This window comes from Chryseobacterium taichungense, from assembly GCF_900109935.1.
In the GTDB taxonomy this organism is placed as follows: Bacteria; Bacteroidota; Bacteroidia; order Flavobacteriales; family Weeksellaceae; genus Chryseobacterium; species Chryseobacterium taichungense.
This window is the reverse complement of record NZ_FOBV01000001.1, coordinates 425721-451311: the sequence shown is the minus strand read 5'-3', so window position 1 is coordinate 451311 and position 25591 is coordinate 425721. Positions and strand designations below refer to the sequence as shown.

General features: G+C 34.8%; 26 protein-coding genes and 1 tRNA gene. 6 read left to right on the top strand and 21 right to left on the bottom strand.

All coding sequences use genetic code 11. From position 1 onward, the window contains the following. Positions 1-9: 9 nt before the first annotated feature. The 7 genes from pyrF to BMW64_RS02105 form a co-directional block, all read right to left on the bottom strand. The gene (gene pyrF, locus BMW64_RS02135) at positions 10-1377 is read right to left on the bottom strand and encodes an orotidine-5'-phosphate decarboxylase (protein ID WP_089998196.1); all 1368 of its coding nucleotides are present in this window, start codon (positions 1375-1377) and stop codon (positions 10-12) included. A gap of 139 nt (positions 1378-1516) precedes the next feature. Continuing rightward, positions 1517-1864 carry a YkvA family protein gene (locus BMW64_RS02130; protein WP_089998195.1) on the bottom strand — a complete coding sequence of 116 codons (348 nt, stop codon included), beginning with the start codon at positions 1862-1864 and terminating at the stop codon, positions 1517-1519. Positions 1865-1942: 78 nt separating this feature from the next. After that, a complete protein-coding gene (locus BMW64_RS02125) occupies positions 1943-2482 on the bottom strand; it encodes a TlpA family protein disulfide reductase (protein ID WP_089998194.1) in 540 nt (179 codons plus the stop codon). Between the two features lie 15 nt (positions 2483-2497). Further along, positions 2498-3061 carry a thioredoxin family protein gene (locus tag BMW64_RS02120; RefSeq protein ID WP_089998193.1) on the bottom strand — a complete coding sequence of 188 codons (564 nt, stop codon included), beginning with the start codon at positions 3059-3061 and terminating at the stop codon, positions 2498-2500. 13 nt (positions 3062-3074) lie between these two features. After that, positions 3075-4145, bottom strand: coding sequence for a chorismate synthase (aroC, locus tag BMW64_RS02115; protein WP_089998192.1), 1071 nt, complete (start codon positions 4143-4145; stop codon positions 3075-3077). A 41-nt stretch (positions 4146-4186) separates the two neighbouring features. Then, positions 4187-5830, bottom strand: coding sequence for an LIC_10190 family membrane protein (locus BMW64_RS02110; RefSeq protein WP_089998191.1), 1644 nt, complete (start codon positions 5828-5830; stop codon positions 4187-4189). Positions 5831-5883: 53 nt separating this feature from the next. After that, entirely contained in the window at positions 5884-6426 is a 543-nt protein-coding gene (locus tag BMW64_RS02105) for a YMGG-like glycine zipper-containing protein (RefSeq protein WP_089998190.1), read from the bottom strand. Positions 6427-6716: 290 nt separating this feature from the next. Between BMW64_RS02105 and BMW64_RS02100 the strand changes: the two genes are divergently transcribed. Next, positions 6717-6995: a hypothetical protein gene (locus tag BMW64_RS02100; RefSeq protein ID WP_089998189.1), complete on the top strand. Its 279-nt coding sequence runs from the start codon at positions 6717-6719 to the stop codon at positions 6993-6995. A gap of 421 nt (positions 6996-7416) precedes the next feature. Further along, the gene (locus tag BMW64_RS02095; protein WP_089998188.1) at positions 7417-11193 is read left to right on the top strand and encodes a fibronectin type III domain-containing protein; all 3777 of its coding nucleotides are present in this window, start codon (positions 7417-7419) and stop codon (positions 11191-11193) included. Positions 11194-11490: 297 nt separating this feature from the next. Here the strand turns inward: BMW64_RS02095 and BMW64_RS02090 are convergent, their stop codons facing one another. Then, on the bottom strand, positions 11491-11805 hold the full coding sequence (locus tag BMW64_RS02090) for a hypothetical protein (protein WP_089998187.1): 315 nt from the start codon (positions 11803-11805) through the stop codon (positions 11491-11493). Positions 11806-12280: 475 nt separating this feature from the next. On the opposite strand from BMW64_RS02090, the gene BMW64_RS02085 reads away from it, so the two are divergent. After that, positions 12281-12559 carry a hypothetical protein gene (locus BMW64_RS02085; protein ID WP_089998186.1) on the top strand — a complete coding sequence of 93 codons (279 nt, stop codon included), beginning with the start codon at positions 12281-12283 and terminating at the stop codon, positions 12557-12559. A gap of 182 nt (positions 12560-12741) precedes the next feature. On the opposite strand, the gene BMW64_RS20390 is transcribed toward BMW64_RS02085, so the two are convergent. Then, positions 12742-12924: a hypothetical protein gene (locus tag BMW64_RS20390; RefSeq protein WP_143052626.1), complete on the bottom strand. Its 183-nt coding sequence runs from the start codon at positions 12922-12924 to the stop codon at positions 12742-12744. A 120-nt stretch (positions 12925-13044) separates the two neighbouring features. Here BMW64_RS20390 and BMW64_RS02075 point away from each other — a divergent pair, with 120 nt between their 5' ends. After that, positions 13045-13542, top strand: coding sequence for a hypothetical protein (locus tag BMW64_RS02075; RefSeq protein WP_089998184.1), 498 nt, complete (start codon positions 13045-13047; stop codon positions 13540-13542). Positions 13543-13871: 329 nt separating this feature from the next. Then, positions 13872-14054, top strand: coding sequence for a hypothetical protein (locus BMW64_RS20385; RefSeq protein WP_143052625.1), 183 nt, complete (start codon positions 13872-13874; stop codon positions 14052-14054). A 401-nt stretch (positions 14055-14455) separates the two neighbouring features. Here the strand turns inward: BMW64_RS20385 and BMW64_RS02070 are convergent, their stop codons facing one another. From BMW64_RS02070 to thrA, 8 genes are all read right to left on the bottom strand, one after another. Continuing rightward, complete coding sequence (locus BMW64_RS02070) at positions 14456-14683, bottom strand: hypothetical protein (RefSeq protein WP_089998183.1); 228 nt, start codon at positions 14681-14683, stop codon at positions 14456-14458. 420 nt (positions 14684-15103) lie between these two features. Continuing rightward, positions 15104-15174 (bottom strand) — tRNA-Cys (locus BMW64_RS02065). A 60-nt stretch (positions 15175-15234) separates the two neighbouring features. Next, positions 15235-15747 carry an RDD family protein gene (locus BMW64_RS02060; RefSeq protein WP_089998182.1) on the bottom strand — a complete coding sequence of 171 codons (513 nt, stop codon included), beginning with the start codon at positions 15745-15747 and terminating at the stop codon, positions 15235-15237. 18 nt (positions 15748-15765) lie between these two features. Further along, the gene (locus BMW64_RS02055; protein WP_089998181.1) at positions 15766-17124 is read right to left on the bottom strand and encodes a DUF4403 family protein; all 1359 of its coding nucleotides are present in this window, start codon (positions 17122-17124) and stop codon (positions 15766-15768) included. 36 nt (positions 17125-17160) lie between these two features. Continuing rightward, on the bottom strand, positions 17161-17529 hold the full coding sequence (folB, locus tag BMW64_RS02050; protein WP_089998180.1) for a dihydroneopterin aldolase: 369 nt from the start codon (positions 17527-17529) through the stop codon (positions 17161-17163). Between the two features lie 6 nt (positions 17530-17535). Next, on the bottom strand, positions 17536-18840 hold the full coding sequence (gene thrC / locus BMW64_RS02045; RefSeq protein WP_089998179.1) for a threonine synthase: 1305 nt from the start codon (positions 18838-18840) through the stop codon (positions 17536-17538). A 9-nt stretch (positions 18841-18849) separates the two neighbouring features. After that, positions 18850-19773 carry a homoserine kinase gene (locus tag BMW64_RS02040; RefSeq protein WP_089998178.1) on the bottom strand — a complete coding sequence of 308 codons (924 nt, stop codon included), beginning with the start codon at positions 19771-19773 and terminating at the stop codon, positions 18850-18852. A gap of 10 nt (positions 19774-19783) precedes the next feature. Further along, a complete protein-coding gene (gene thrA / locus BMW64_RS02035) occupies positions 19784-22234 on the bottom strand; it encodes a bifunctional aspartate kinase/homoserine dehydrogenase I (RefSeq protein ID WP_089998177.1) in 2451 nt (816 codons plus the stop codon). Positions 22235-22553: 319 nt separating this feature from the next. On the opposite strand from thrA, the gene BMW64_RS02030 reads away from it, so the two are divergent. Further along, entirely contained in the window at positions 22554-22745 is a 192-nt protein-coding gene (locus tag BMW64_RS02030; protein WP_089998176.1) for a bacteriocin-like protein, read from the top strand. Between the two features lie 64 nt (positions 22746-22809). On the opposite strand, the gene nadA is transcribed toward BMW64_RS02030, so the two are convergent. From nadA to BMW64_RS20560, 4 genes are all read right to left on the bottom strand, one after another. After that, positions 22810-23829: a quinolinate synthase NadA gene (nadA, locus tag BMW64_RS02025; protein WP_089998175.1), complete on the bottom strand. Its 1020-nt coding sequence runs from the start codon at positions 23827-23829 to the stop codon at positions 22810-22812. A gap of 99 nt (positions 23830-23928) precedes the next feature. Next, positions 23929-24492 (bottom strand): guanylate kinase, encoded by a 564-nt coding sequence (gene gmk, locus BMW64_RS02020; protein ID WP_089998174.1) that lies wholly within the window; start codon positions 24490-24492, stop codon positions 23929-23931. Between the two features lie 71 nt (positions 24493-24563). Then, a complete protein-coding gene (locus BMW64_RS02015; protein ID WP_089998173.1) occupies positions 24564-25421 on the bottom strand; it encodes a YicC/YloC family endoribonuclease in 858 nt (285 codons plus the stop codon). A gap of 30 nt (positions 25422-25451) precedes the next feature. Next, positions 25452-25589, bottom strand: coding sequence for a hypothetical protein (locus BMW64_RS20560; protein WP_177175217.1), 138 nt, complete (start codon positions 25587-25589; stop codon positions 25452-25454). Positions 25590-25591: the final 2 nt, after the last annotated feature.

The following is a 25591-nucleotide window of genomic DNA, read 5'->3' as shown; positions in this document are numbered from 1 at the left end:
AACTCTCAGTTAGTTTTTTTTCAAAGAATTCAAATAAGCATTCCAGCCTTCGTTTTTGTAAGTAACTGCGGCTTCGGCAGGATTTTCAGATTTGTAGATTCCTCTTCCTACAATAATAAAGTCTGTATGAAGTGTTTTGAATACATGCTCAGGCGTATTGTACTGTTGGCCTTTTCCGTCACCTGAATCTGCAAGATTAACACCCGGGGTAAACAACAGCATTTCTTCAGGAAGCGGGTTTTGAGAAACACCTCCAATTACGTTGGGGTGAGATGCCGCTACTTTCAGGGCTTCTTCTCTGTAAGCACTTGTCGTTAAGGCTCCTTTCGAAGACATTCCGATGATAGCCACAACACCTACATTTCTAAAGCAATCCAAAGATTCAAACCCTCCGATAACCTGGGATGTTACAAAATCTGCCCAGTCTGTAATTTTGAAAACTCCACTTGTAAACTGAAGTTCCTGCGTATTACCAATGTCTGCAAATTTTCGGTCTTCCATAAGCAGGAAATTGTGCTTTGCAGCCAAAGCTTTTAATGGAGTAATTGTTTTTTCGTATTCGAAATCGGAAATAATATCAATATGAGTTTTTAAAGCAATTACATGAGGCCCAACCTTTTCAGCTAAATCCAGTAATTCCTGCGTTGTTGTGACATCGGCAGAAGCAATTAGATTAGATTGCTTTGACAATGCTGTTTCCAGTAGTTTTTTAGATACGGAATGCTGTGCCGTATTGAGTTTCTGTTCGTAAGATGCTCTTGTAACCTCTTCAAACTGAATGTGATTTCCCTGTAAAAAATCCTGTATTCTTTTTACTTCATCGTCAGATAATTCTCCGTTTTCCTGAAGAATCGAGCACACTTCCGAAATGTTGAAAAGGGTATGAACTCTGTATCCTTTGCTTTCCAGAAGTTCTTTTCCGCCTTGTTCCCTGTCAAGAACGACAACGATATCCGCAACTTTTAGATCTTCCTGCTCAACTTCTGCGATTGTTTCAATTAAAGATTTTCCTGAAGTGATAACATCTTCCACCAAAAGGCAGTTTTGTCCTTTCTGGTAAATTCCTTCAATCAGTTTCTTGGTGCCGTAATTTTTGGCTTCTTTTCTTTTTATAATTAATGGAATATAGCTTTCAAGAGACATTGCTGTAGCCATTGGAAGAGCAGCGTAAGGAACCCCACAAATCAGATCAAAATTATCTAAAGGAAGCATTTCCAGTAAATAATTGGCTAAGTTTTTTAAAATTTTCGGATCTGAAGCCAAAGGTCTTAAGTCTACATAAAAAGGACTTTCGATGCCGCTTTTTAATGTAAATCTTCCAAATTTGATGATGCCCAGTTTATAGCACTCTAAAAAGAATTCTTTTTTACTTTCCATTATTTTTTATTAGATGTTGCAAATTTAAGGAAATGAACTTGAAAGTCAATTGTGAATTTTACTTCGTAAGTGAATTGTAAATTTTAAAATAATAAATTTATTCATTAGTCACAAAAAAACATCCCAAAGGATGTTTTGATTATTTTACGATTTCGGCGTCGATTACTTTCGTATTGCCGCCGTTGAATTTTTGTTCGGCCTCCCAAAGCAGAAATTTATCCACTTCTTTGATAAGTTTTGGAATCGTAATTGACAATACTGCCAGATCGTCCAAAACTCCGATTACAGGGACTGCTACTTCAGGAAGAAGATCAATCGGTGAGATAATATATAAAACTCCCAAAAGAGGCAGGATAATATCAATGGATCTCATTGGGTATTCTCCTTTTCTCCACATTCTTACCATTCTGAAAATGTCAGGAATTTTTCTTACAAAACCTTTATGATTAATGGCTTCTTTCGCCAGGCTTAATTTTGAATATTTCATTTTGTGCTTAATTTAATAATTCTGCAATGGTACAGATTTCACAAAATTTATACCAAGTAACTCTTATTAAAAGTTAAATTATTTTATGATATTATCGATAAACTGATGTACAGATTCTGTATTCCAGTCTCTGGATGCATCTTCTTTGATGATGATTCTTCCGTCCTTATCAAGTAGGTAAGTGGTTGGGAACGCTTTCGGAAGGATCTTCTCTGAAATCGGACTTTGTGCAATATAAACAGGAACATTGTAATTATTTTCCTTTAAAAATTTTCTTACGGCGTCTTCCTGATCATTCATGGCAATCAGAACAAAATCTACATGATCTTTTCGGGTGTCATACAGTTTCTGTATCGAAGGCCATTCTTTTCTGCATGGTGGGCACCAGGTCCCCCAGAAGTTCAGGAATACAGCCTTATCTTTAAATGCCTTAAGATTTGTACTCGGCACATTGATTCCCTGAAGGTCGATGTCATAATCTTCATCACTGACATGAACGGCATTTTCAATCGTGGCAATAGGGAAGAAGGTATCCTGAATTTTTTCTTTAACTCCCGGAACAAAAGCGATCACTGCAATAATGACGATTAATATGAGATAAATGAGATTTTTTTTCATTTTAAATGATTTAAACTATAGCAATTCCAAAATTTCCTGCACGGCATCTTTCCCTCTGTTTTTAGCATAATAGATCTGAAGATCATTATAAAAAAGATCTTTCGGATAGGCTACAGGATCAGCTTTATATTTCATCAACAAATCATGACCGAATTTAGGACGCGGACCCCATGAATTTTTAACATTAAAATCATTGTCAAGAATAATCACTTTCGGAATCGATTCTGTTCCGTTGGTCAGGAATTGATTAATTAAACTTTTATCACGGTCTCTGAGGAAAATTCTAACTTCGTTTCTTCCTTCGAAAAATTTCACCAAAGCCGGAACGGTCGCACTCGCATCACCACACCAAACTTCAGAGATAATGAGAATTTTTCCGTCAAAGTTTTTTGCGTCCAGTTCTTTCAGCTGGTCTTCGTCCGGAATATATTTCTTTAATGTGCGGTCGATTCTCTGCAACCCCAGTTCGTAATATTTTTTATATTCTACATCCTGCTGATTGGCAGGATTTTCTAATCTTTGCTTTCCGATCTTTATGTACTCCTCAAAAGAAATACTTTGGTCCCAGTAATTTTTCATTACTATTTATATGTTAAAAATGATTGATATTTCTTGTTTTGTTGATCAGAAACAGATCCGCCAGTACAAAGGCTGCCAGGCTTTCCACCACAGGAACTGCTCGTGGAAGTACACAAGGATCATGGCGCCCTTTTCCCTCAACAATGACAGGATTTCCGTCTTTGTCTACGCTTTCCTGAGGTCTTAAAATTGTGGCAACAGGTTTGAAGGCTATCCGGAAATAAATATCCATTCCGTTTGAAATTCCACCCTGGATTCCTCCTGAAAGATTGGATTTTGTGGTAAAATCTTCATTAAAAAGATCATTGTGCTCTTTTCCTGTCATTTTAGCGCCGCAGAATCCGCTTCCGTATTCAAAACCTTTTGCGGCATTGATATTCAGCATTGCTTTGGCTAGTTCTGCCTGAAGCTTTGAAAATACAGGTTCCCCGATTCCCACCGGAACATTTTTGATAACACAGGTAATCGTTCCACCGATGGTATTTCCTTCTTTTTTGATTTCTTTGATTCTTTCGATCATTTTCTCCGCAGTTTCTGCATCCGGACATCTCACTTCATTGCTTTCCGTTTTCGAAAAATCAAGAGCCTGATAAGGTTTTTCACAGAAAATTTCGCCTACGGAAGAAACGTAAGCATTAATTTCAATTCCTGCTAAAAGTTGTTTTGCTAATGCTCCGGCAACAACCCAATTCATCGTTTCACGTGCCGATGATTTTCCGCCGCCGCGATAATCTCTCAATCCGTACTTTTGGTCATAGGTGAAATCTGCATGGCTCGGGCGATATGAGTTGGCAATATGATCATAATCCTTTGATTTCTGATTTTCATTTTCAATAATAAAACCAATAGGAGTTCCAGTTGTTTTTCCATCAAAAATACCTGAAAGAAATTGTACGGTGTCACTTTCTTTTCTTTGCGTGACGATGGCTGATTGTCCCGGTTTTCTACGGTCAAGCTCATATTGTACTTTGTCAAGATCAACAGCTAAACCTGCCGGAAAATTATTGATGATACCCCCATAAGCCGGGCCATGACTTTCTCCAAATGTTGTAAGGCTGAGAAGATTACCTAAAGTATTTAACATGATACAAATTTACAGCTTTTTCTTTAGAAATAGAATGAAGGCTATTTGTTCTGTTGATAGGTATTTTTTATAGAATTAATTACTTTTTCGGCTTGTGCTCTTTCCTTTGCGTCTAGTGTTTTCCAGGTAAAACCTTTTCTTATGTTTTTTTTATCTGCCAGCTGTGGGAAAATACCGGCCTTTATATCATCAAAAATATAACTTTCGGAAATAGCGGGTAATTTAGTATCAAAATTATATGGATATCTTTTAGAAACGTGAAATGAAAGATTTCCTACTTTATAATTATTGAATTCCTGATTTGAATATTGTGAAGGAACGTAAATCTGTTCTTTTTTCATCCTCCCCATAAAATTTCCAAGCCTGAAGCTGGGAATATATGTCTGAAGAATAGAGGGCACAGTAAGAAATCCGATGATTATTATACTGAATATCGAGAAGACTATAATTGATCTTTTTTTATTAAAGAAATTGAAAAAGAACAGAAGGAAAATGACAAAAAATACATCAATAAAAAATCGGTATTGAGCTGAGAATAAAATAACCAAAATACTTTTAATGATTATAGAAAAACAAATCAGGCTAATGATCTTATTCTTTTTAATAAAGCTAAAAATGATAAGTGCAATAATACTTATTATAAAAGAAATATTAATTACGGATTTTATCCCATCTAAAAAAAGCCAGTTTTTAATATAGTCTGCAAAAGTAAACCGGGAAATTTCCTGATAAGAGTACTGCATATCATACGTTTTCTGAATGGCAAACTGGGAGGAAATCCGTAAAACTTCTTTATTGGGTTTCCAGCTTACACAAACATCGCCTATAGAAATTGGAAAAATAGGATAGCCGAATGTCCAGATATTTTTAACGAAAAACAATATAAGGATCAAAAAGCCGGGTATCAATATCTTTAATGATGATTTTATAATGAATAAAGAATACAGGAAGCTTACTATCGGCAGCCATATCATTGTTGGTTTGATGGCAAATACAAAGACAGAAAATGCAAACAATGAAGCCGTTGATTGGTTTCCTTTTAAAATTTCCATTAAAATAATAAGTGAAAACACAATGACTGGTAGATCAGGACTTGGAGACTGGCAAAATAACAGCAAAACAGGCAGGAAGCATAACTGAATCCAGCTTTTTTCTTTAATAATATACAAAGCATAGATGATGAGTAATATTGAATTCATCCTCAGAAAAGGATCTGAAATATTTGAAAATCCAGCCTGAAATATATGCCAGACAGATATTTGTCCTAAAGTAAGGTCAAGGTTTGAAATTCCTCTTACTATTCCAAATTCAGTCAGCCATTTTATGGTTGGAACGTAATATCCGAAATGATCTAAAATGAAGGGATAAAAAGATCCGCAAAATAAAATGATCACTGAAATGACTATTGTTAAAATATAATCTTTTTTAGAAAAAATATTAAATTCTTTGTAAGTTATTCCTTTAAAGAAAAAGAATAAACCTATCAACATTGTGCTAATCTCTACAGGTGAATTTAAAGGAGTAAAAAATGCCAGAATAGTCCAGATAATGCAAATGCCAAAAATTCCGTGTAAAGCTTTAGCATAAACCCCATCGAAAGGATTGGGTAAAACACAATCAAATACTTTTCCGCAACCTATCAGAACCGGAATCAGAAAAATACTGGAAAGGAGAATTAAAAACATAAAAAAAGATTGCTTAAAATTAAGCAATCTTTCTAAATTATTGTGAAAAATAATTAATTACGTGGCTGTACTCTTCCGCTTTTTCTATCCTGTGCTCTACCAAGTGTGTACCCAGTTGCACCACCAATTACACCACCGATTGCGGCACCCGCACCCGGACTTTTCTTATTAACAATTGCTCCCAGCGCAGCTCCACCTACGGCACCGATAATAGTACCTTTAGCAGCTTCACTCATCCCTTTCTTCTGGGTAGTACCCTGAGAGGCACTGCTTCCATTGTTTGCATAAGTTCCGTTACTTGAACTTGAGCTCGGTCTGTCTCTGTACACTGTATGTGTTTCTCTGATTACCTGAGGTTTTGAATTGGCTGCAGCAGTTTTAGCCTGTTGAACTTCAGCGATGCTGTCTGCCTTTTTCTGCGCTTCATAAGCCATTTTTTCTTTTTCAATAGCTAATTTCTGCTTTTCAATTTCAAGTTGTCTCATCTGGAATTCCATTTTCTGTTGTTCCAATGATTTTTCGGCGATCTGATCATCTTTTTTACAGGCTGTCAGTAAAAAAACTGATAATAAACCTGTCAACACTATACTTTTCATAATTCAAATTTTAATAGGGTCCAAAAGACTTAACTTTTGTAATATGGTATTTTCAATTATGAAGCCAAAATTCAGTTAAGTAATGTTAAAATTTTAAAAATAATCATAATAATATGCGTTTATCATTGTAGACATCCTATGAATAAAGGGTTAAGAATATTATCTATTAAAAAGAATACGATCATTTTAATAGAATTGCAAAGATTTCATCATATTATGATCTTACTCATATAATTATCATTTAATAGTGTCTAATTTTGAAAAATATATCACACATCAAAAATTATTATATGAAAAAAGTAATGCTATTAATGCTGGGAGCAAGTCTATTTGCAGTAAGTTGCAAAAAGCAGGAAACACAGAATGAAAACTCAATGAGTGATTCTGCAACTACAGGAACAATTTCTCCTGATAATACAAGTACCGGAACATCAATGGATACAACAGCCAGCGTACGAGACAGTGCGATGAATCAGGGATCCGGAAATGGCAGTCAGGCTACAACACCGACAAGCGGATCTAACCGTAATGCACAAGGTTCGGGCAGCAGCACTGATTCCGCAAGATAAGATACTTTTTTAGACCCCATATACCCTTTTAAACTCCTCACAACCCTTGAGGAGTTTATTTTTTGTCATCTAGTAAAGTTATTCTATATATTATAATATATTGTGATTCGGGTCATAAAATTCAATTAAAATTCATAATTAATTTTGCTTCAGAATTAATTAATTGATTCTATAAAAATTTTTTTTCATCATTTGTGTTTTTTTAGGGTCTCCATTTTTGGAGACCTTATTTTATTTGTAATTATTGGCCATTATATAATAAAAGTATAAAATAAACCGTTCGTTTTAAGATAAGATTTTATTCTTTTTTATAAATTCCTGATAATTTTTAACAGTATATATATAAAAAAACATCATCTTATATGCTATTTATTAGCAAAAAACAAATAGATTTGCAATGATTAATATTAAATGATAACTTATGAAGAAAATTTCTACTTTTTTAGTACTTCTTCTGTGTTTGTTAAATCTCGGCGCCATACCAGATGCCTACGGACAAACACCTGCGCCATTACCGTATTCACAAAACTTTAATACCTCAAATGATTTCACATTCGTAAACGGGTCTGTAACCAATAAGTGGTTTTATGGTTCTGCTACGGGGAATACGGGAAGTTCTATTTACATCTCCAATAACAATGGAACTGGTAATGCTTACTCTACCGGATCATCGAGTATAGTACATGCCTACAGAGATTTTACAATACCTGCAGGATCTTCGATTGCTAACTTTTCATTTGACTGGAAAGGTGAAGGAGAAGGTGGCTGGGATTACCTGAGGGTATGGTTAGTTCCAGCTACATATACACCTACTGTAGGTAATCAAATTACTACGGGAACAGGAAGGTTTCAGGTAGGTGAGTTTGGTGAGCAGTCTGCATGGCAAACTTATAGTACTTCCAGTTTGAATATAAATTCATATGCAGGAGTAACGATGAGACTGGTATTTGAATGGACTAATGATACTTCATTCGGAACTCAGCCTCCAATTGCAATAGATAATATTAATATAAGTATTCCTACATGTATAATGCCTTCAGGTATGACCGTGTCTGCAGTAGCACCAAATACAGCCACTTTAAACTGGACGGCTCCTACGCCTGCTCCGGGAGTAGGATATGAGTATTACCTTAGTACGACAAATACACCACCAACTTCTTCAACTTCAGGAACAGCTGTTGCAGGAACAACAGCAAGTCCAGGTGGTTTGGCAACTGCCACTACGTATTTCTGGTGGGTGCGATCTGTATGTAGTGGGACCGACAATAGTGTTTGGGTAGCAGGACCTAGCTTTTCTACAACTCAGATACCTGCGACGATACCTTATACTCAGAATTTTTCGACAGGAAATGACCTTCAGCTTTCTAACGGAACGCAGACCAATAAATGGTTCTATGGTTCTGCAACAGGGAATCCTGCCAATTCATTATATATTTCCAACACAAACGGTACAAGCAATGCTTATAGCACAAGTTCTTCTAGTGTGGTTCATGCATTTAGGGATATAATTGTACCTGCAGGAACTACCGATGCAACATTAATGTTTGACTGGAAAGGAGACGGAGAAAATAACTGGGACTATTTAAGAGTATGGATGGTACCTGTAAATTATATGCCGACTGTTGGAGCTCAGATTACTACCGGAGGGGGAAGAATCCAGATCGGAGGTAACTTTGGACAACAGACTACATGGCAAAATTATTTCAATCCAGGGCTTAACCTAAGCTCTTTTGCAGGAGGTGTAATGCGTCTTGTTTTTGAATGGAGAAATGATGGATTTGGTGGTACGCAGCCTCCTGTTGCTATTGATAATATTAATTTAAGTATTCCTACGTGTAAGGTTCCTCAAAATATTCAGGTTACAAGTGTAGGATCAAATACAGCATCAGTAAGTTGGACGGCACCTTCACCGGCACCAGCTGGAGGATATCAGATCTACCTGACAACGACTAACGTTCCTCCAACGTCTTCAAGTATACCAACTTCAAGTGCTACCGGTACTTCTACAACATTATCTCCTCTGACACCAAACACAACTTATTACTTCTGGGTACGTTCAGTTTGTGCAGGATCAGACAGAAGCTTCTGGGTTGCTGGGCCTAGCTTTACAACCACTCAGATTCCTGCTACACTCCCTTATGTACAGCAATTTACTACAGGAAGCGACCTAGGATATACCAACGGTACACAGGTAAATAAATGGACTTACGGAAGTGCAACAGGAAATCCTGCCAATTCACTTTATATTTCCAATACCAACGGTACAACGAACGCATATAATACGAGCTCAACAAGTGTAGTGCATGCATACAGGGATATTGCTATTCCCGCAGCAACAACTACAGCAACCTTCTCTTTCGACTGGAAATCAGCTGGTGAAAATAACTGGGATTATTTAAGAGTTTGGTTGGTACCTGCTACGTTTATGCCTACTTCGGGAGTACAAATTACTGCCGGAACAGGAAGAATTCAGATTGGAGGTAATTATCAACAGCAGACGACATGGCAAAACGTCCTTAATCCAACATTGGATGTCTCAAGTTTTGCAGGTAGCACAATGCGTCTTGTTTTCGAATGGAGAAATGACGGCGGTGGCGGTACACAACCACCTGCGGCAATTGACAATATTAATTTACGTGTGTGTAGCAAAGCTACTCCTGTTGTAACAGTGGGTACCCCAACGCATAACTCGGTAGTATTGACTTGGAATCAGGATAGTGGTGGGGCAAGTTATATCGTTAGCTACAGACCACAGGGATCCGGTGCAGCATGGCAAACAGTAAGTGTTGCTGCAGCTCCTTACCCTCAGCCTACAAATACAACTACATTAAACAATCTTTTATCTGCAACATTATATGAAGTACAGATAGTTGCAGTTTGTAATGGCAGTCAGGGAGTACCTTCCAATAATACATTCACTACGAGATGTGATCCTACGCCGCCAAATGTAATGATCAGTAATATCACTACGAACTCTGCTTTAATTACCTGGTCTCCATTAGCAGCGAGTTCGCATTATTTCATGAGATATAGAATCGTAGGAAGTGGTGCCGGAGGATGGAGCCCTAATATTCCTCTACCTGCAGCGCCTGCCAATACATATCCTCTTGGATCATTGGATGTATATACTACTTATGAAGTGCAGATTGCCAATATGTGTGATAACGAGAGTACATTAAATCCTTGGTCTAACCCTAAAGTATTTACAACTCTTAGGACCTGTAATATTGCTCCTCCGGGATTGACTATTACTAATCTTACAACGACAACTGCTGAGGTAACATGGGATCCTTTCCCAGGTGCTACTTATGTACTTAGATATAGAAAAGTAGGTATTCCTAGCTGGACAACCATTACTTCTAATACCAATACAGTAACTTTGTCAGGCTTATTAGAATTAACACAGTATGAAATGCAGGTTGCGAATGTTTGTAGCGGTACAACAGGTACGTATACATTGCCATACTTATTTACGACACCAACAGTTGTATATTGCCAGATGGCCTCCACAGGTTCTACTTCTGAATATATTTCAAAAGTAACTGTAACGCCAAATGGGAAACCTGAAAAGATCAACGCATCTCTAGCTTCAAATTATACGGATTATACCGGAATTTCAGATAAGTTTATAGAAATGATTCAAGGGTCTTCTGATAACAAAATTACTATTGAAAAGAAAATATCGGGTAATACAAATGCAGGAGTAGCTGTTTGGATTGATTTCAACCGAAACGGATATTTTGATATCAATGAAAGAGTTTTTGTTTCGGGACCAAATAACGAACAGACTGTAAGCGGAACTTTCTCTGTACCTGCTGATGCATTTGTCAGTCTGACAGACTTCAAATATGTAGTGATGAGAGTGGCTATGCAAAAGGATGGAATTCCTGTGAACTGTACAAATTTCCCTGATGGTGAAGTTGAAGATTATACAGTAAGAATTTCTAAACCTATAGTTCCGAATCCGGTTAATCAGACTGATATTCTTATTTATCCAAATCCAGTAAGAACTGTACTGAACGTGAAAAACATCAGTAAAAAGGCGAATTATAAAATTTATAATACTGCCGGACAGATGGTATCTTCAGGAATTATACTAAACAACAAAATTGATGTGCATAATCTTATCAACGGGGTATACGTAATTGATATCGACGATAATCAGGTAACTGCACAAAAGAAATTTATTAAAGAATAGCATCTTATTATTCAACTTATAAATTTACAATAGCTCTCAAAATGAGAGCTATTTTTATGGATAAATTTTAACATATATTAAATGCTTGTTTAATTTTATTAGATGAATTAAACAATGGATTATCTGGTGGAATCCCTTTTACACAGGTCGATTCATGCTTAAATGTAATTTAAAGCCATTCTTAATTATTAATAAAATTTGTTAAATCAAAAAAATATATAATGATAAAGACTTTTTATAACCTGAACATTTATTAAATTTGCAGTCACTCATGTTTAATTTGAGTTTTCATGGTTATTAGTTTTTAGTCCTCATAGAAATATGAGGACTTTTTTTAATGAAAATAATTTTTAAAGTTCCTATACCATCCTGTGCATTATGATGCATTGTTTTGATTTTTACAGTATAGATATAATTTAAATCTGGAATCACTGCTGTAGTCTTTACAGCTTTCGTCAACAAATGAAGATGGACATTTTCTAAAATCATCAAGATACTTTTTTCCCTCTTCTTCAATAGAAGGAATGATGATAAAATCATAAAGGGTTTTGGTAAAATTACTCGAGTTTTTAACATCGTTTTCTTGTGTTTTAAGGCTTTGCTGAATGTCATGTTATCAGTTTTTTTACAAATGTAATTAAAACCATATAAATCCTATGAAAAAAAGAGAAAAAAAATATAGATTATAATCATCAATTTTAAAGAAAATTATATTTACATTTGCACTGATTCTCATGTTTAATTGAGTTTTCATGGTTATTAGTTTTTAGCCCCTGTTACTCAGGGGCTTTTTTATTGATATAACAATTACTATCCTTCATCTATATCGTATAATTATAATCAACAATTAATTATAATCAACAATATCAAAGATTATAATATCATGGCATAAAACTTGAATATCTAAAAACAACTATTAAAAAATCCTTAAAGGAACTTAAACTTATAATATTCTCAGAGAAATCTGAGAATATTTTAAAGAAAAACACCATCACTTAAATATTAATTTTTTCATTTAATCCTCTGCCGTGGCTGGGGATTTTTTTTGATAATCTTGAAATATCTATCTTTACATAAAAATTACTGAGTGTCTTATATCACAAAAACAACATCAGAAGGGTTAATATATATAAAGGCTTCTAACATCATCAATGTAAAAAAGCCGAACTCTATTGAAGGTGCAAAAGTATTAGGTAAACCATTAGTTATTAATGTAAATCATATTGGTTTCCTTAGTTTTAATATTGATGGTAATGTGACTTTTTTTATGGCAAGCGGCTTTGAAATTTCCGTAAATATACTTTATGAAGAAGCAGAAGAAGCATTCAATGCTGCTAAAGCCGGTATAGAAAAGATCATACGTTAATAAATATTTAAAAAAATAGTTTTCTTGAACGGCAGCTATTTTTTTAAATATTTTATATTTTATTGAAATGTAGAATTCTATTTTTTAGTTTTTTTTCGAAAGGTTGTATTTTACTATTAGTCCCATAACAGCACCAATAATTATGCTTCCTAAAATGGTATAAATATTAATTTCGTACATGGTTATATTTTATTCTTATTCTTAAAATTCTGAATTTCCTTTGCTGTTATCTTTTCTTTCCGTGCCTCGCTTCGAATTCCCGCCTCAATAACTTCAACCTGGTTGTGATTTCTTTTTTCACACAATATTTCCAAAAGCATTCTGACCTCATCGGTCATTCTAACGGATGTTTGCTTTTTTGCCATTTCTTAGTTTTACGTAAAGATAGATAAAAAACAGGTACCACAATTGTGTTTTTAATAAAAAAAAGTTTGGATTGTATACCAATGTCGTATACATTTGTAAGATAACTCAAATTATTAATCATGAAACTAATGCCTCTTTCAGATTTCGTTCTGGAACAAGCAGACGACCTTCTAAAAGTTTGCGACAATTGCAACCAATCAGATGAATTGGATCTTGCGCGGCGTGAATTCATCGTTAGAGTAACAAATTATACAAAGCTTTTAAAACAACCCCTAAAGCAGGAAATGTTTGTGCCATGTCTTGAAGATGGAAATATTATAGAGCCGGAACCTCTTGAATTCGACGGAACTAATCAATTACATTTTTACAAATATGATGAAGCGGAAAAGAAAGTTTTGTTTCATGGATTCCATTTAAGTGCTGCAAATGAAGTTAAGAATAATTCACTAAAACTCACCCTATTTCTGTCTATGTATCAATTTGTGCAAGTTCGGCAAAACTGTTTAGGGGGTGGAGATTTGTTTGGAGAAACAACTGAAGCCTTGGCTTATGCAGATTTGGGCATTGAGCTTACTCCTTCAGCATTACAGCAAATAGGCATTAATAACAGAGTATAACAGAAATTCAAAAGAACTGAGTTAAAAATTAAAACCGTTTTCATCGATTTGTCGTATATAAAACCAAAGGCAATATCTTTAGCCTTTAAAAGGCTGATAAATTAGGTTTAAATTATTAAAATTACAGCTCAATTTTGAGTTTTTCATGGTTATAAGTTTTTAATCCCCGGAGTAGTTCGGGGATTTTTTATACAAACTTTTAGGCTGATAAGATCTGTTTCAGGATATAGAAAAGTAAAAACGGATTTGTTCTTTACGAATATCACTACGGGAAGCCGTAATTTTTTTATAAGATGATAGAATATTTTTGTATCATTAAATAATTTATCATGAAAAAAATAATTTTACTTAGTGCAATTTTTTTAATTGCAATATCATGTAGTGATGGTTCAGGAGGATGTTCTTATAAAGGACACACATTATATGTCGGAGAAAAAGGAGGCTGCTATTATGTTAATTCTTCAGGCAATAAAGAATATGTAGATAAAAAAAACTGTAGCAGTTGCTATTAAATTAAATTCCCCATTTTATTAGGTGGGGATATTTTCAATCTGCATCGAAATAAAAATTGTTTTCCGAGTCGAGATCAATCTTTTTAAGAATGTCTTGAAAGTGAATTGGTTATATCTTAAGTAGATCATGCTAGTATAATTTTTTATTATGTATTTTGTACTGGCTTATAGAAGATTTTTTACAATTATAATGCGCAAATAGCTTCAGAAAACCTTTCAAAACCTAACATCAGGGCTACAATTCAGAACACCAAACTGCAACGAATACAATGGGCTAAAAAGAATATTAGATATAAATAGAGTATAACTAAGGGTTTGATTCGCCGTAGAAAAACAGAAGCAGATTTATTCTTTGCAAAATAAAAAAGGCTGGCTCAAAAGTAAGCCAGCCTTTTTTACTATTATTCTTTGTCAAAAATAACCACAACATAGCCGTTGAATGGACGATTAACCTCTAATCTAATAATATTTTCAACTATGATTGTCGGGACTGTCATATGTCTAAAAGTATTCCCATCTGTTTGATAGGTTTGAATAATCGGTTTTTTGTCATGTTCTTGCATTTCAACTTCAAACTTAAACCCGTCAGATACCTGTATCCAATCTTTTTCTTCAAAATGTTTTGTCATAGCTATTTATTTTTGTAGTTAGGAGCTAATATACAAAAAATCTAAATCCATTGACGCAATTGTAATTTATATACTTCTAGTTAGATATATCTTATTTGTCTAGCATTTGCAAAGCAAAAGAAGTTAAGTTAATTTCATCAAATTAGTCGTCCCACTTTCATAGGTTTCCAGTTAAAAATGATCAAATATTGAAAAGCGGCAATTAATGGATGTTTTAGTCGGTCTAAAATTAAAGTTGAAGCTGTTGAAGTTATCTTTGATAGAATCAGTTATGTTCTTATTCCATTTTTAATGACTTCCATAGTTGTTAGTTTTAAATGTTAGTAAATATTAATTTCTGAGTTTTTGACACAGAAATAGACACAAAACAAAAAAGCTTCTCTATAATCACTGATCATCAGTTTATATAGAGAAGCGAAGAGGTACCTAGCGGATTCGAACCGCTGTAGATGGTGTTGCAGACCACTGCCTAGCCGCTCGGCCAAAGTACCCTGTCTTTACCATTTTTAGGTGTGCAAATATAACAAAATATATGATTTAACAAAAATTTTTCAGGCAATTTCTTTTGTGCCTATGCTTTCAATCTCGCTTTTGATCTGGGTTTCAGCTTTATAATTTTTAATATTAATTACCCGTGTATCACTCCAGCTGTCATGCCATCCGTTTCCTCCTCCTAAAAATGAAAGTGCATCAAAAGGTACAAGACGGGAAATATTACGGATAAAATAGTCCATAAAAGTTGGTTCTGTACCATCTGTTGAAATAGCTCTGGTACCTGTAATAAACTTTCCGACTGTTCTTCCTTTGGTAAAATATTCCATCAGTAAAGCATATAAAAAATACACAGTTGAGGTAATGACTATATCCATAAATTTATTTACCGCTCCTAAAGCTGTAGCCAGGTTAATAAAGTATTCGATTCCGAAAATTTCATAACTTAAAGAAGCAAAAAATCCGAACATCATAAAAAGGATAAGAACAACAATCCTGTCAATGATAAGATTACCAAAACGAAGCCACGAGCCTGCTCTGTTGTTTTCAACAACTCTTAATATTTTTTTCATGGTTAAATATATTAGTTTTTACATTCCGTTTAACATTAGTTTCAAAGAGGCATTGGTATCAATAACAGCGGTGATTCCTGAAGGATTCATCAGGATATTTCCCGGCTTTAAATTAAAAACCTGTCCGCTCATTTTTAATCCTTTATAATATTCTTTGTTGAATGCCTCTTCAATACTTTTCTTAGAATTATTCTCAAGATCCTGAGTAGGGATTCCGTATTCTTCTTCGATCATTTTTATAATCTTTCCACGGAAAAGCAGAGTGGCAGTCTTTTGTAGAATATTTGAAGTTTTCAGTTTAAATTTGGTATCGGATAATACTATTTTCTTTTTGAGATCGCTATAAACAGGGATTCCTGAAATGAACACGGTACCGTTAACATAGCCTTCTGTTTGTGCTTCAATCATAATACGATCATCAACACCGTAAACTTTGATGTCAGTGATTTTAACAGATGAGCCTCTCACATCATATTCTTTATTTAAAAACATAGTACGGGCTATAGAAGTCGCTTCTGTGAACGGAACATTAGCTGTTGTCTGAAGCAAAAACTGATTTGCAAGCGAAGAAACAAAACCAAAATCAGAAGCAGATTTTACAAGTTGTGAAGATTCCGGTTTGCTTCCTGTAAATGTTTCAGAGAAAATATCAATTCCTAAGCTGGTATTGATCTGATTGCCATAAAATTTCAATGGTGTAATATGAACGTTGATCGGTGTGATTTTAAGCCATGTATTAAATTCTTCCGAAATATGAAAAGGGCTGGAAAAAGCATTCCATGCTGCTACTGCGTAATTCTGAAAATTGAGCTGACCGGCCATTTGCTGATCGATGGTTCTACAGAATTTCTCCTGCTGTTCCTTCAGGCTTTTTTCAACCAAAGAGGTGATCGGGATTTTTATTCTTCCAAAATCCAAAACGGGTTGAGTTACCCATCTGAAACCATTGGTTTGGGTTTGGGTTTGGATTGTCCAGTTATTTTTTAAATTTATCGAAGTATTGAAAGACATGACGGTTTCAAAAGTCGTACTCTGGTAGGTATAGAGTCCCAGTGTTCCGATTCCTTTCTCTGCCCATATTTTTAGAGGAACTTCAATCAGGATATTTTGATTGGTGCCGCCTACAAGCCTTATCGGTCGGGTTTTCCAGACTTTTACTTTGAATTGATCATTGTTATTGTCGGTGTAAGAATCATCCTGATAAATGAGATCTTTTACTGAAGCATTCACCATATTGCTGATCTCCGAAAGAGGAATAGTCACCGGCATGGTTATGCTGGATCTTATCTTCGGAAAATTATAGGAAGCAACCTGATTTTCTGTCTGTCCGAAAATATTGACAAAAGCTAAAAGAAATAATATGCTAATGAATTTCAATTCTATAAGATATTTAAACGAAAATAGTAATATTTTTTAATTATTCGGCTTAAAACTTTTTTCCAGCTCAATACTGGCGCCTTTCATTTCGCCCTTCATTGGCGGAGCTGTTTTGGTTATTTTTAATTTAATATAATCAATCTGTGAAAAATTTTCATGAATATTGGCAATGATTCTCCCGGCAACGTGCTCCAGCAATTTAGATTTAATTTTCATCTCATTATGGATGATTTCATTAATATCCGCATAACTTATCGTATCATTCAAGTCATCAGATTCCGCGGCTTTCCAAAGATCTGTATGAATTTCCAGATTTAAAATGTAGTACGTACCGATTATATTTTCTTCAGGTAAAACACCGTGATAGGCGTATATTTTTACGTCTTCGAGAAATATTTTACTCATATTTTGTTAATTTTTATACAGCAAAAATCGTTTTAATTCTGCAAAATCCGCTTGTTTTTCGGTACTTTTTTTCTCCTTTTTCATTAAATTTTCTAAAGATTCCGGAAAGTCGATCGTTATGTGTATTGCCTTTTCCACTGCATCAGGAAATTTTACGGGATGTGCGGTTCCCAAAATAATACCTTTTTTACCCGGATTTTCACTCAAATACTGTTGCAGCGCGTTGTAGGCAACTGCGCTGTGAGGCTCAAGCAGATAATTATATTTTTCGTAAACTTCTTTAATGGTCTGTATCGTTTTCTCATCATTGATAGAATAGCCTGAAATTTTACTTTTTAAATCTTCAAATTGATTTTTAAAGAGTTCTAAAATTCTCACAAAATTGCTCGGATTTCCTACATCCATCGCATTAGAAAGAGTAGCAACCGTTTCTTTCGATTCTAATTTTTGTGTTTTTAAATATTGCGGAACAACATCATTTTTATTGCAGGCAGCAATAAAATGTTCAGCAGGAAGTCTTCTGAAATGGGCCAGAATTCCGGCACAAATATTTCCGAAATTCCCACTGGGAACACAAATTACAGGATTTTCTTTTTCTAATTTCTTCCATTGTTTTAAAGCTAATAAATAATAAATCTGCTGAGGAAGCCATCTCGCTACATTTATAGAGTTAGCTGAAGTTAAAAACAGTTTTGAGTTTATTTCTTCATCCGAGAAGGCCTGTTTTACCAAACGCTGACAATCATCAAAACTGCCGTCGACTTCCAGTGCGGAAATATTTTCGCTAAGAGCTGTCAATTGCTTTTCCTGAACTTCACTCACCCGGTTTTTAGGATAAAGAATGACCACATTAATATTTTCAGTTTTGTAAAATCCATTGGCAACCGCACCTCCTGTATCTCCTGAAGTTGCAACCAAAACCGTTACCTTTTTGTCCTCATCTTTCAGAAAATAGGAAAGGCAGCGACTCATAAACCTTGCGCCGACATCTTTAAAAGCTAACGTCGGCCCGTGAAAAAGTTCTAAGGAATAGATCTTTTCATGAATTTTTTTCAAAGGAATTTCAAAATTGATGGTTTCTGAAACGATCTGCTTTAAAATATCAGACGGAATTTCATCTTCAACAAAATCTTTCATGCATTGAAAAGCAATTTCCTCGTCGGGATATTGATGTAAATTTTCAATAAAATCCTCATCAAATTGCGGAATGAATTCAGGAAAAAATAAACCTTTCTCTTTTCCCTGTCCTTTTATGGTAGCTGTTTTAAAATCAACAACTTCTGTTTTATCTTTTAAATTGTAATACTTCATGGGTTAAATTTAATTTTCAATGATTTTAATTCCTGACGGATTTATTTTTGAAACATATACGAAGCTTTCAATATCGATTTCATCATAAACAGATTTCATCATTTCTGCTATTTTCTGTGAAGTTTCTTGTTTTTCAGAAAGCATAAAAATCGATGGTCCCGAACCTGAAATTCCCCCACCCAAAGCTCCTAATTGCAAACTTTTTTCTTTGATTTCATTAAATTTCGGTATCAGAATACTTCTAATTGGTTCTACAATCACGTCATTTAAACTTCTGCCAATTAACGCAATATCATTTTTTTGAATTCCGGCAACCAATCCGGCGATATTTCCCCATTGCTCTATGGCATCTTTCAGAAGAATATTTTTCTTCAAAATCTGCCTTGCATCGGAAGTTTTTACCTCAACCTGCGGATGAACTGCCGTCACGAATAAATCAGGAGCATTCAACGGAATAATATCAACAGGCTTTGAAGATTTAACTAAAGTTATCCCACCAAAAATGCAAGGTGCAATATTATCCGCATGTTTCACGCCGGAAGCCAGTTCTTCACCAAACATGGCAAAGTAAACCAGTTCTTCTTCGGTAAAAATTTTTCCCAGTAATGCATTGGCTCCGATAGCTGCTCCAGCCGCACTTGCCGCACTTGATCCCAGTCCGCTTCCAGGTTTTATCTTTTTATTGATGATGACTTCAAAGCCATTTTTCAGATTTAAATACTCTTGAATTTTTAATAAAACAACGCCGGCAACATTCTTTGAAGGATCTTCAGGTAATCCAAAATTGTCAAGGTGTTTGATAATAATTTCAGGAGTTTCCAATAATTTGATTTCCATTTCATCATACGGCTCATGAATGGCCATTCCCAAAATATCGAATCCGCATACCAAATTAGCAACCGTTGCGGGAACTTGTAATTTCACTTTTTTCATAATTAAATTTTTAAACAGAACGAACAATATCGGCAAAAACTCCACTTGCCGTAACCTCGGCTCCTGCGCCGGCACCTTTTACCACCAAAGGCTGTTCAGAATATCTCAATGTTTTAAAAATCACAATATTATCTTTTCCGTACAGATGAAAAAGATCACTTTCAGGCGCGATGTGCTGTAATCCGACTTTCGCTTTTCCATCTTTAAATTCGGCGACATATTTTAAAATCTTTCCATCATTTTTAGCTTTTTCAAGCAAATTTTTAAAATGATTTTCATATTTAAAAAGGGAATTGTAAAAATCTTCAACGCTACCTTTCATGCATTCTTCCGGAAGAAAACTTTCATTTTCAATTTCATTAAATTCCAAAGGATAACCAGCTTCTCTCGCCAGAATTAAAATTTTCCGGGCAACATCAGTTCCTGCCAAATCCAGTCTTGGATCGGGTTCTGTATAACCTTCTTTTTGAGCCTGTGCAACAATTTCAGAAAAAGACTTTTCACCATCATAATTGTTAAAAACAAAATTTAAAGTCCCACTCAAAACCGCTTGAATAGAGGTAATTTTATCACCGCTTCTTATCAGATCATTAATCGTCCCGATGATGGGAAGTCCGGCTCCGACATTGGTTTCAAAGTAAAATTTGCAGCTGTGATTTCTGGCAATATTTTTTAAATTTTTATAATTTTCGAAATCTGATGAGGCTGCAATTTTATTACAAGCCACAATATTTACACTCTTTTTCAACAATTTTTCATAAATGTCAGGAACTACCGGACTAGCTGTAACATCTACAAAAACAGAATTCCTTAAATTTCTTGAAATAATTTCCTTAGCAAATTTTTCTGCAGAAGCATCTTCACCATTTTGGCTAAAATATTTACATTCATTTTCTGAAATTCCTTTGTCAGAGAAAATCATTTTACGGCTGTTGGAAAGTCCTGAAATTCTTAAATTAACGGAAAGATTTTCTTTAAGATATTCGTTCTGATTATAGATTTGCTGAATTAATTTCTTTCCGACATTTCCCGTTCCGCAGATGTAAAGATGAACCTGTTTGATTTCCGATTCGAAAAATTCTTCATGCAAAACATTCACGGCTTTTCTAATATCTTTTTCTGAAATGACTATGCTGATGTTTTTCTCCGACGAACCTTGTGCAATCGCACGGATATTGATGCCATTATTTCCTAAGCATCCAAACATTTTTGCGCTTACTCCGCTTCTGCTTTTCATGTTTTCACCGACCAAGGCAATAATCGAAAGATGGGTTTCGATTTTTACAGGTTCAACTTTTTTGAGTTTTAAATCATCTTCAAAAGCGTAATTAATTGCATTTTTTGCATTAATAATATCTTTTTCGTGAATGGCTACGGTTATAGAATGCTCAGATGAACTTTGCGTAATGAGAATAACATTCACTTTTTCACTGCTTAAACATTGAAATAATTTTGCGGAAAATCCCGGAATTCCAATCATTCCGCTTCCTTCTAAAGTCAATAAGGCAATGTTGCTCATATTTGAAATTCCGACTGCAATCTGCTGATTTTCAAAGTCGCTCTTTTGTAATTGATGGGAAATTAATGTTCCGAATGCATCTGGTTCAAAAGTATTTTTAATTCTTACATCAATATTTTTTACCATGACTGGCTGAAGGGTAGGAGGGTACAGAACTTTTGCTCCAAAATGAGAAAGTTCCATTGCTTCTGCATACGAAATTTCAGGAATCGGTTTTGCGTTGGAAACTAGTCGCGGATCGGAAGTCATCATCCCACTTACATCTGTCCAGATCTGAAGGTCATCAGCATTGATGATTGAAGCAATGATTGAGGCAGTGTAATCTGAGCCACCACGTCCCAATGTTGTGGAATTACCTTTTCCATCTTTAGCAATAAATCCGGGAGCAATGATAATCTGATTTTTGTTTTCATGTATAAAGTGTATCAAATTCTTTTCTGTGGCTTCAAAATTTACTTTTGCGTTAGTGTAATTGCTGTCCGTTACAATGTTTTCAGCAGAATTCATCCACGCTACATCAAGGCCTTTTAATTGTAATCTTGCTGCAATAATATTTGATGAAAGAAATTCGCCGTAGGAAGTGATTTTGTCTTTGATCCTATCGGTAAACTCTCCCAATACGAAAATTCCGTTGCAGATATCTTCGATGTCGTTAAAATGTTTTTTAACAAAACTCAGCCACGAGCTTTGATCCAGAATAGGAATTAATTCTTTGACTAAATTCAAATGCTTTTCCTCAAGATTTTTAATAATCTGAAGATAATTTTCATCATTTTGAGAAGCTGATTCTGCTGCTTTTATCAATTGGTCGGTTACGCCATGAAGCGCTGAAACTACAACAACAATTCTATTTTTGAGAGATTCTTTTTTTATAATATCTTCGACCAGTAATATATTTTGGGCATTGGCAACAGAAGTTCCGCCAAATTTTAAAACTTTCATTATGTTTTATTTTAAGTTAAGAAAAATGAAACTTTACTCTTCAGAAAAAGAGTAGATGCCGTGGTTGATATGTGAAAATTTACCCCGTTATGGGGTAGTTGTAGTTGTTGTAGTAATAATGGAAACAGAAGATACTTCCGAAATAGAGAAATTCGGAGCAGAAATATCAGATATGTTTCTTAAAAAATTCATTGTTACTTGAACAAATGTACAAATTATTTTGAAATATAAAATAATTTATAATTCAATTATTATTGTCATCATGTTCTGATTTATCAAAATAATATTAAATTTATAAAAGAAACCAAATCAGTTTATTATGAAAAATTTTAAAAAATTAAACAGAAGAAATTTAGAGCAAATTAATGGAGGTGCAGGCCCTAAGAGCTGTAATGAATGCCCTACGGGTTCTAATTTTACTTGTGAAGAATACTGGGCACTTTCGGAGTTTTGCAGAAACTGTGTTCTTATTAACTCGGAATGTTATGTTCCTGTTCCGAATGATCTTTAAATATGAAATTCGATGAAAATAAAAATCCCCAATAAGTAGTCTTGACTTGTTGGGGCTTTTAGTTTTATTTTATACTTTTCGAAAGTTCAAGCATTGCTTCAATAGGTTTTAATGCTTTTAATCTTAATTCTTCATCAAGAATAATTTCCGGAAGCTCATATTTCATACACAAATACAGCTTTTCCATCGTATTGCGTTTCATGTAGAAACATTCTGAACAGTTGCAGGTTTCATCAAAAACCAATGCCGGAATCAATTCTTTGTGAGGTGCACGTTTTTTCATTTCGTGCAAAATTCCTTCTTCCGTAGCAATGATAAATTTCTGGCAATCATCTTTTTCAACATAATTCAGAAGTGCAGAAGTAGAGCCGATAAAATGGGCCAATTTTAATACAGCCTCTTCACTTTCCGGATGAGCAATAAGTTTAGCATCCGGGTTGTCTGCCAATTGTTTTGCGATTCTCTCCATTGAAAAAGCCTCGTGGACAATACAGCTTCCGGCCCATAGGATCATATCTCGACCGGTTTTCTGAGATAAATATCTTCCCAGATTCTTATCTGGTGCAAAAATAATTGGTCTATCTTTCGGAAGTGCTTCAATCACAGTTTCAGCATTTGAACTTGTTACAATGATATCGCTTTCTGCTTTTGTTTCAGCGTTACAGTTGATATATGTTGCTACTAAAGCATTTGGGTGCTGTTCACGCATTTTTCTCAATCCTTCTCCGGAGCAGCCGTCTGCCAAAGAACATCCTGCCATGGTATCCGGAAGAACTACTTTTTTGGTAGGGTTCAGGATTTTTGCCGCTTCAGCCATAAAATGCACCCCACAAAATACGATCATATCTGCATCCGTATCTTTTGCCTGTCTTGCTAATTGCAGGGAATCTCCAAGAAAATCAGCGATATCCTGTATCTCTCCGGGTTGGTAATAATGCGCCAGAATCACAGCATTTTTTTCTTCTTTCAACTGAAGAATGGCCTTCACCAGCTCTTCGCCTTGAGGAATCACCAGATCTTTTATATCTAAAAATCCCTTTACCGGAATTGTAGATTTAGCTTTTTCTAATGTTTCGGTACTCATATTTACCTCAATGTTTTAGATGGAAATTAAATCGAAATGTGGAAATTGGAACTTCATATCTTTAAACTTCATGCTTCCAGCTTCCATCATCAAATTTCTCTAACTTCCAATAAAATTTTTTATTAAACTTTCTATTTCTTTTTTTGCAATATCTAAATCGGAATTGATCACGATTTTATCGAATTCTTTCGCGTAAGACATTTCTTCTTCTGCCTTTGCTACACGTGTTCTGATGGTTTCAGCATCATCCGTATTCCTTGAGATCAATCTTCGTTCCAGTTCTTCAATAGATGGTGGTTCGATGAAAATAGATAAAGCCTGTTCACCAAAATATTTTTTAAGCGAAATCCCGCCTTTCACATCAACATCGAAAATCACTACTTTTCCCTGGCTCCAGATTTTTTCAACTTCTGACTTCAGGGTTCCGTAATATTTATCGGTATAAACTTCTTCATATTCCACAAAAGCATTTTCTGCAATTTTCTGCCTGAATTCATCAGGACTTAAAAAATGATAATCCACCGCATGCATTTCACTGCCTCTCGGTTGTCTTGTAGTGCAGGAAATTGAAAACTGCAATTCATTAAATACTTCCAGAGAATGTTTTACCAATGTCGTTTTTCCACTTCCCGACGGCGCTGAAAATATAATAACTTTATTCATGAATGATAAGCGATAAATGATGATTGATTTACTAAATATTTCACTTTTTACCTGATTCTTTTTACCTGGTTCTATAAAACATTAAGTGTTTGTTCCTTAATTTTTTCCAAATCATCCTTCATCATCACCACCAGTTTCTGGATCTGTGCATGATTAGCCTTTGATCCCAACGTATTGATTTCACGGCCGATTTCCTGAGAGATAAAGCCCAGTTTCTTCCCGTTGAAATCTTCGTTATCCATTACCTCTTTATAATATTTCAGGTGTTGGGCAAGTCTTACCTTCTCTTCAGAAATATCAAGCTTTTCTGTGAAATAAGCCATTTCCTGGTAGAATCTGGTTTCATCTACATTTTCAAATTCCTTTAATGACTTTTGGTAGCGCTCTCTCACCGCATTGATTCTTTCTTCTTCAAAAGGAATAACTTCAGAAAGATTTTTATCAATATTCTGTAAATTTCTTTCCAGTTCTTCGTGAAGAATTTTTCCCTCTGTTCTTCTGAATTCCTCAAAACGGTCAAGTGATGCATTTACAATTTTTGCCAATGCTTCCCATTCTCCTTCTGACAGCTCATCCGGTCTTGAAGTAATCGCGTCCGGAAGCCTGATTGCCATTTTAAGATATTCGAAATCCGGTCCGTCTGCAGCAATATGGCGAAGTTCGCTGATGTAAGAATCAATTAAATTTTTATTAATTTTTACATCGGTAGACTCTTCAAGGTTCTCAAGATTAATGTAGCAGTCTACTTTTCCACGAATGATCCTGTCGTTAAGAATTTTTCTGATCTCGAATTCTTTCTCTTTATAACGCAAAGGAATTTTAATATTCAAATCAAAGCTTTTGCTATTCAGTGATTTAATATCTATGGTAATTTTTTTTCCTTCAAAAACACCTTCGGCTCTACCGAAGCCGGTCATTGATAAAATCATAGTTTTTTATTGTTGTACAAAGATAAACATTTAAGTGTATAGTTTAGCTAAAGTAATAAGGCTGGAAGTTGGATGCAGGAAGCGGGAAGATCGTTTTGGATATAAATGGCCTCCAATTTTAACTTCCATCTTCAGGCCTCCATCTTCCAGCCAATTAAGTAAACTCATTT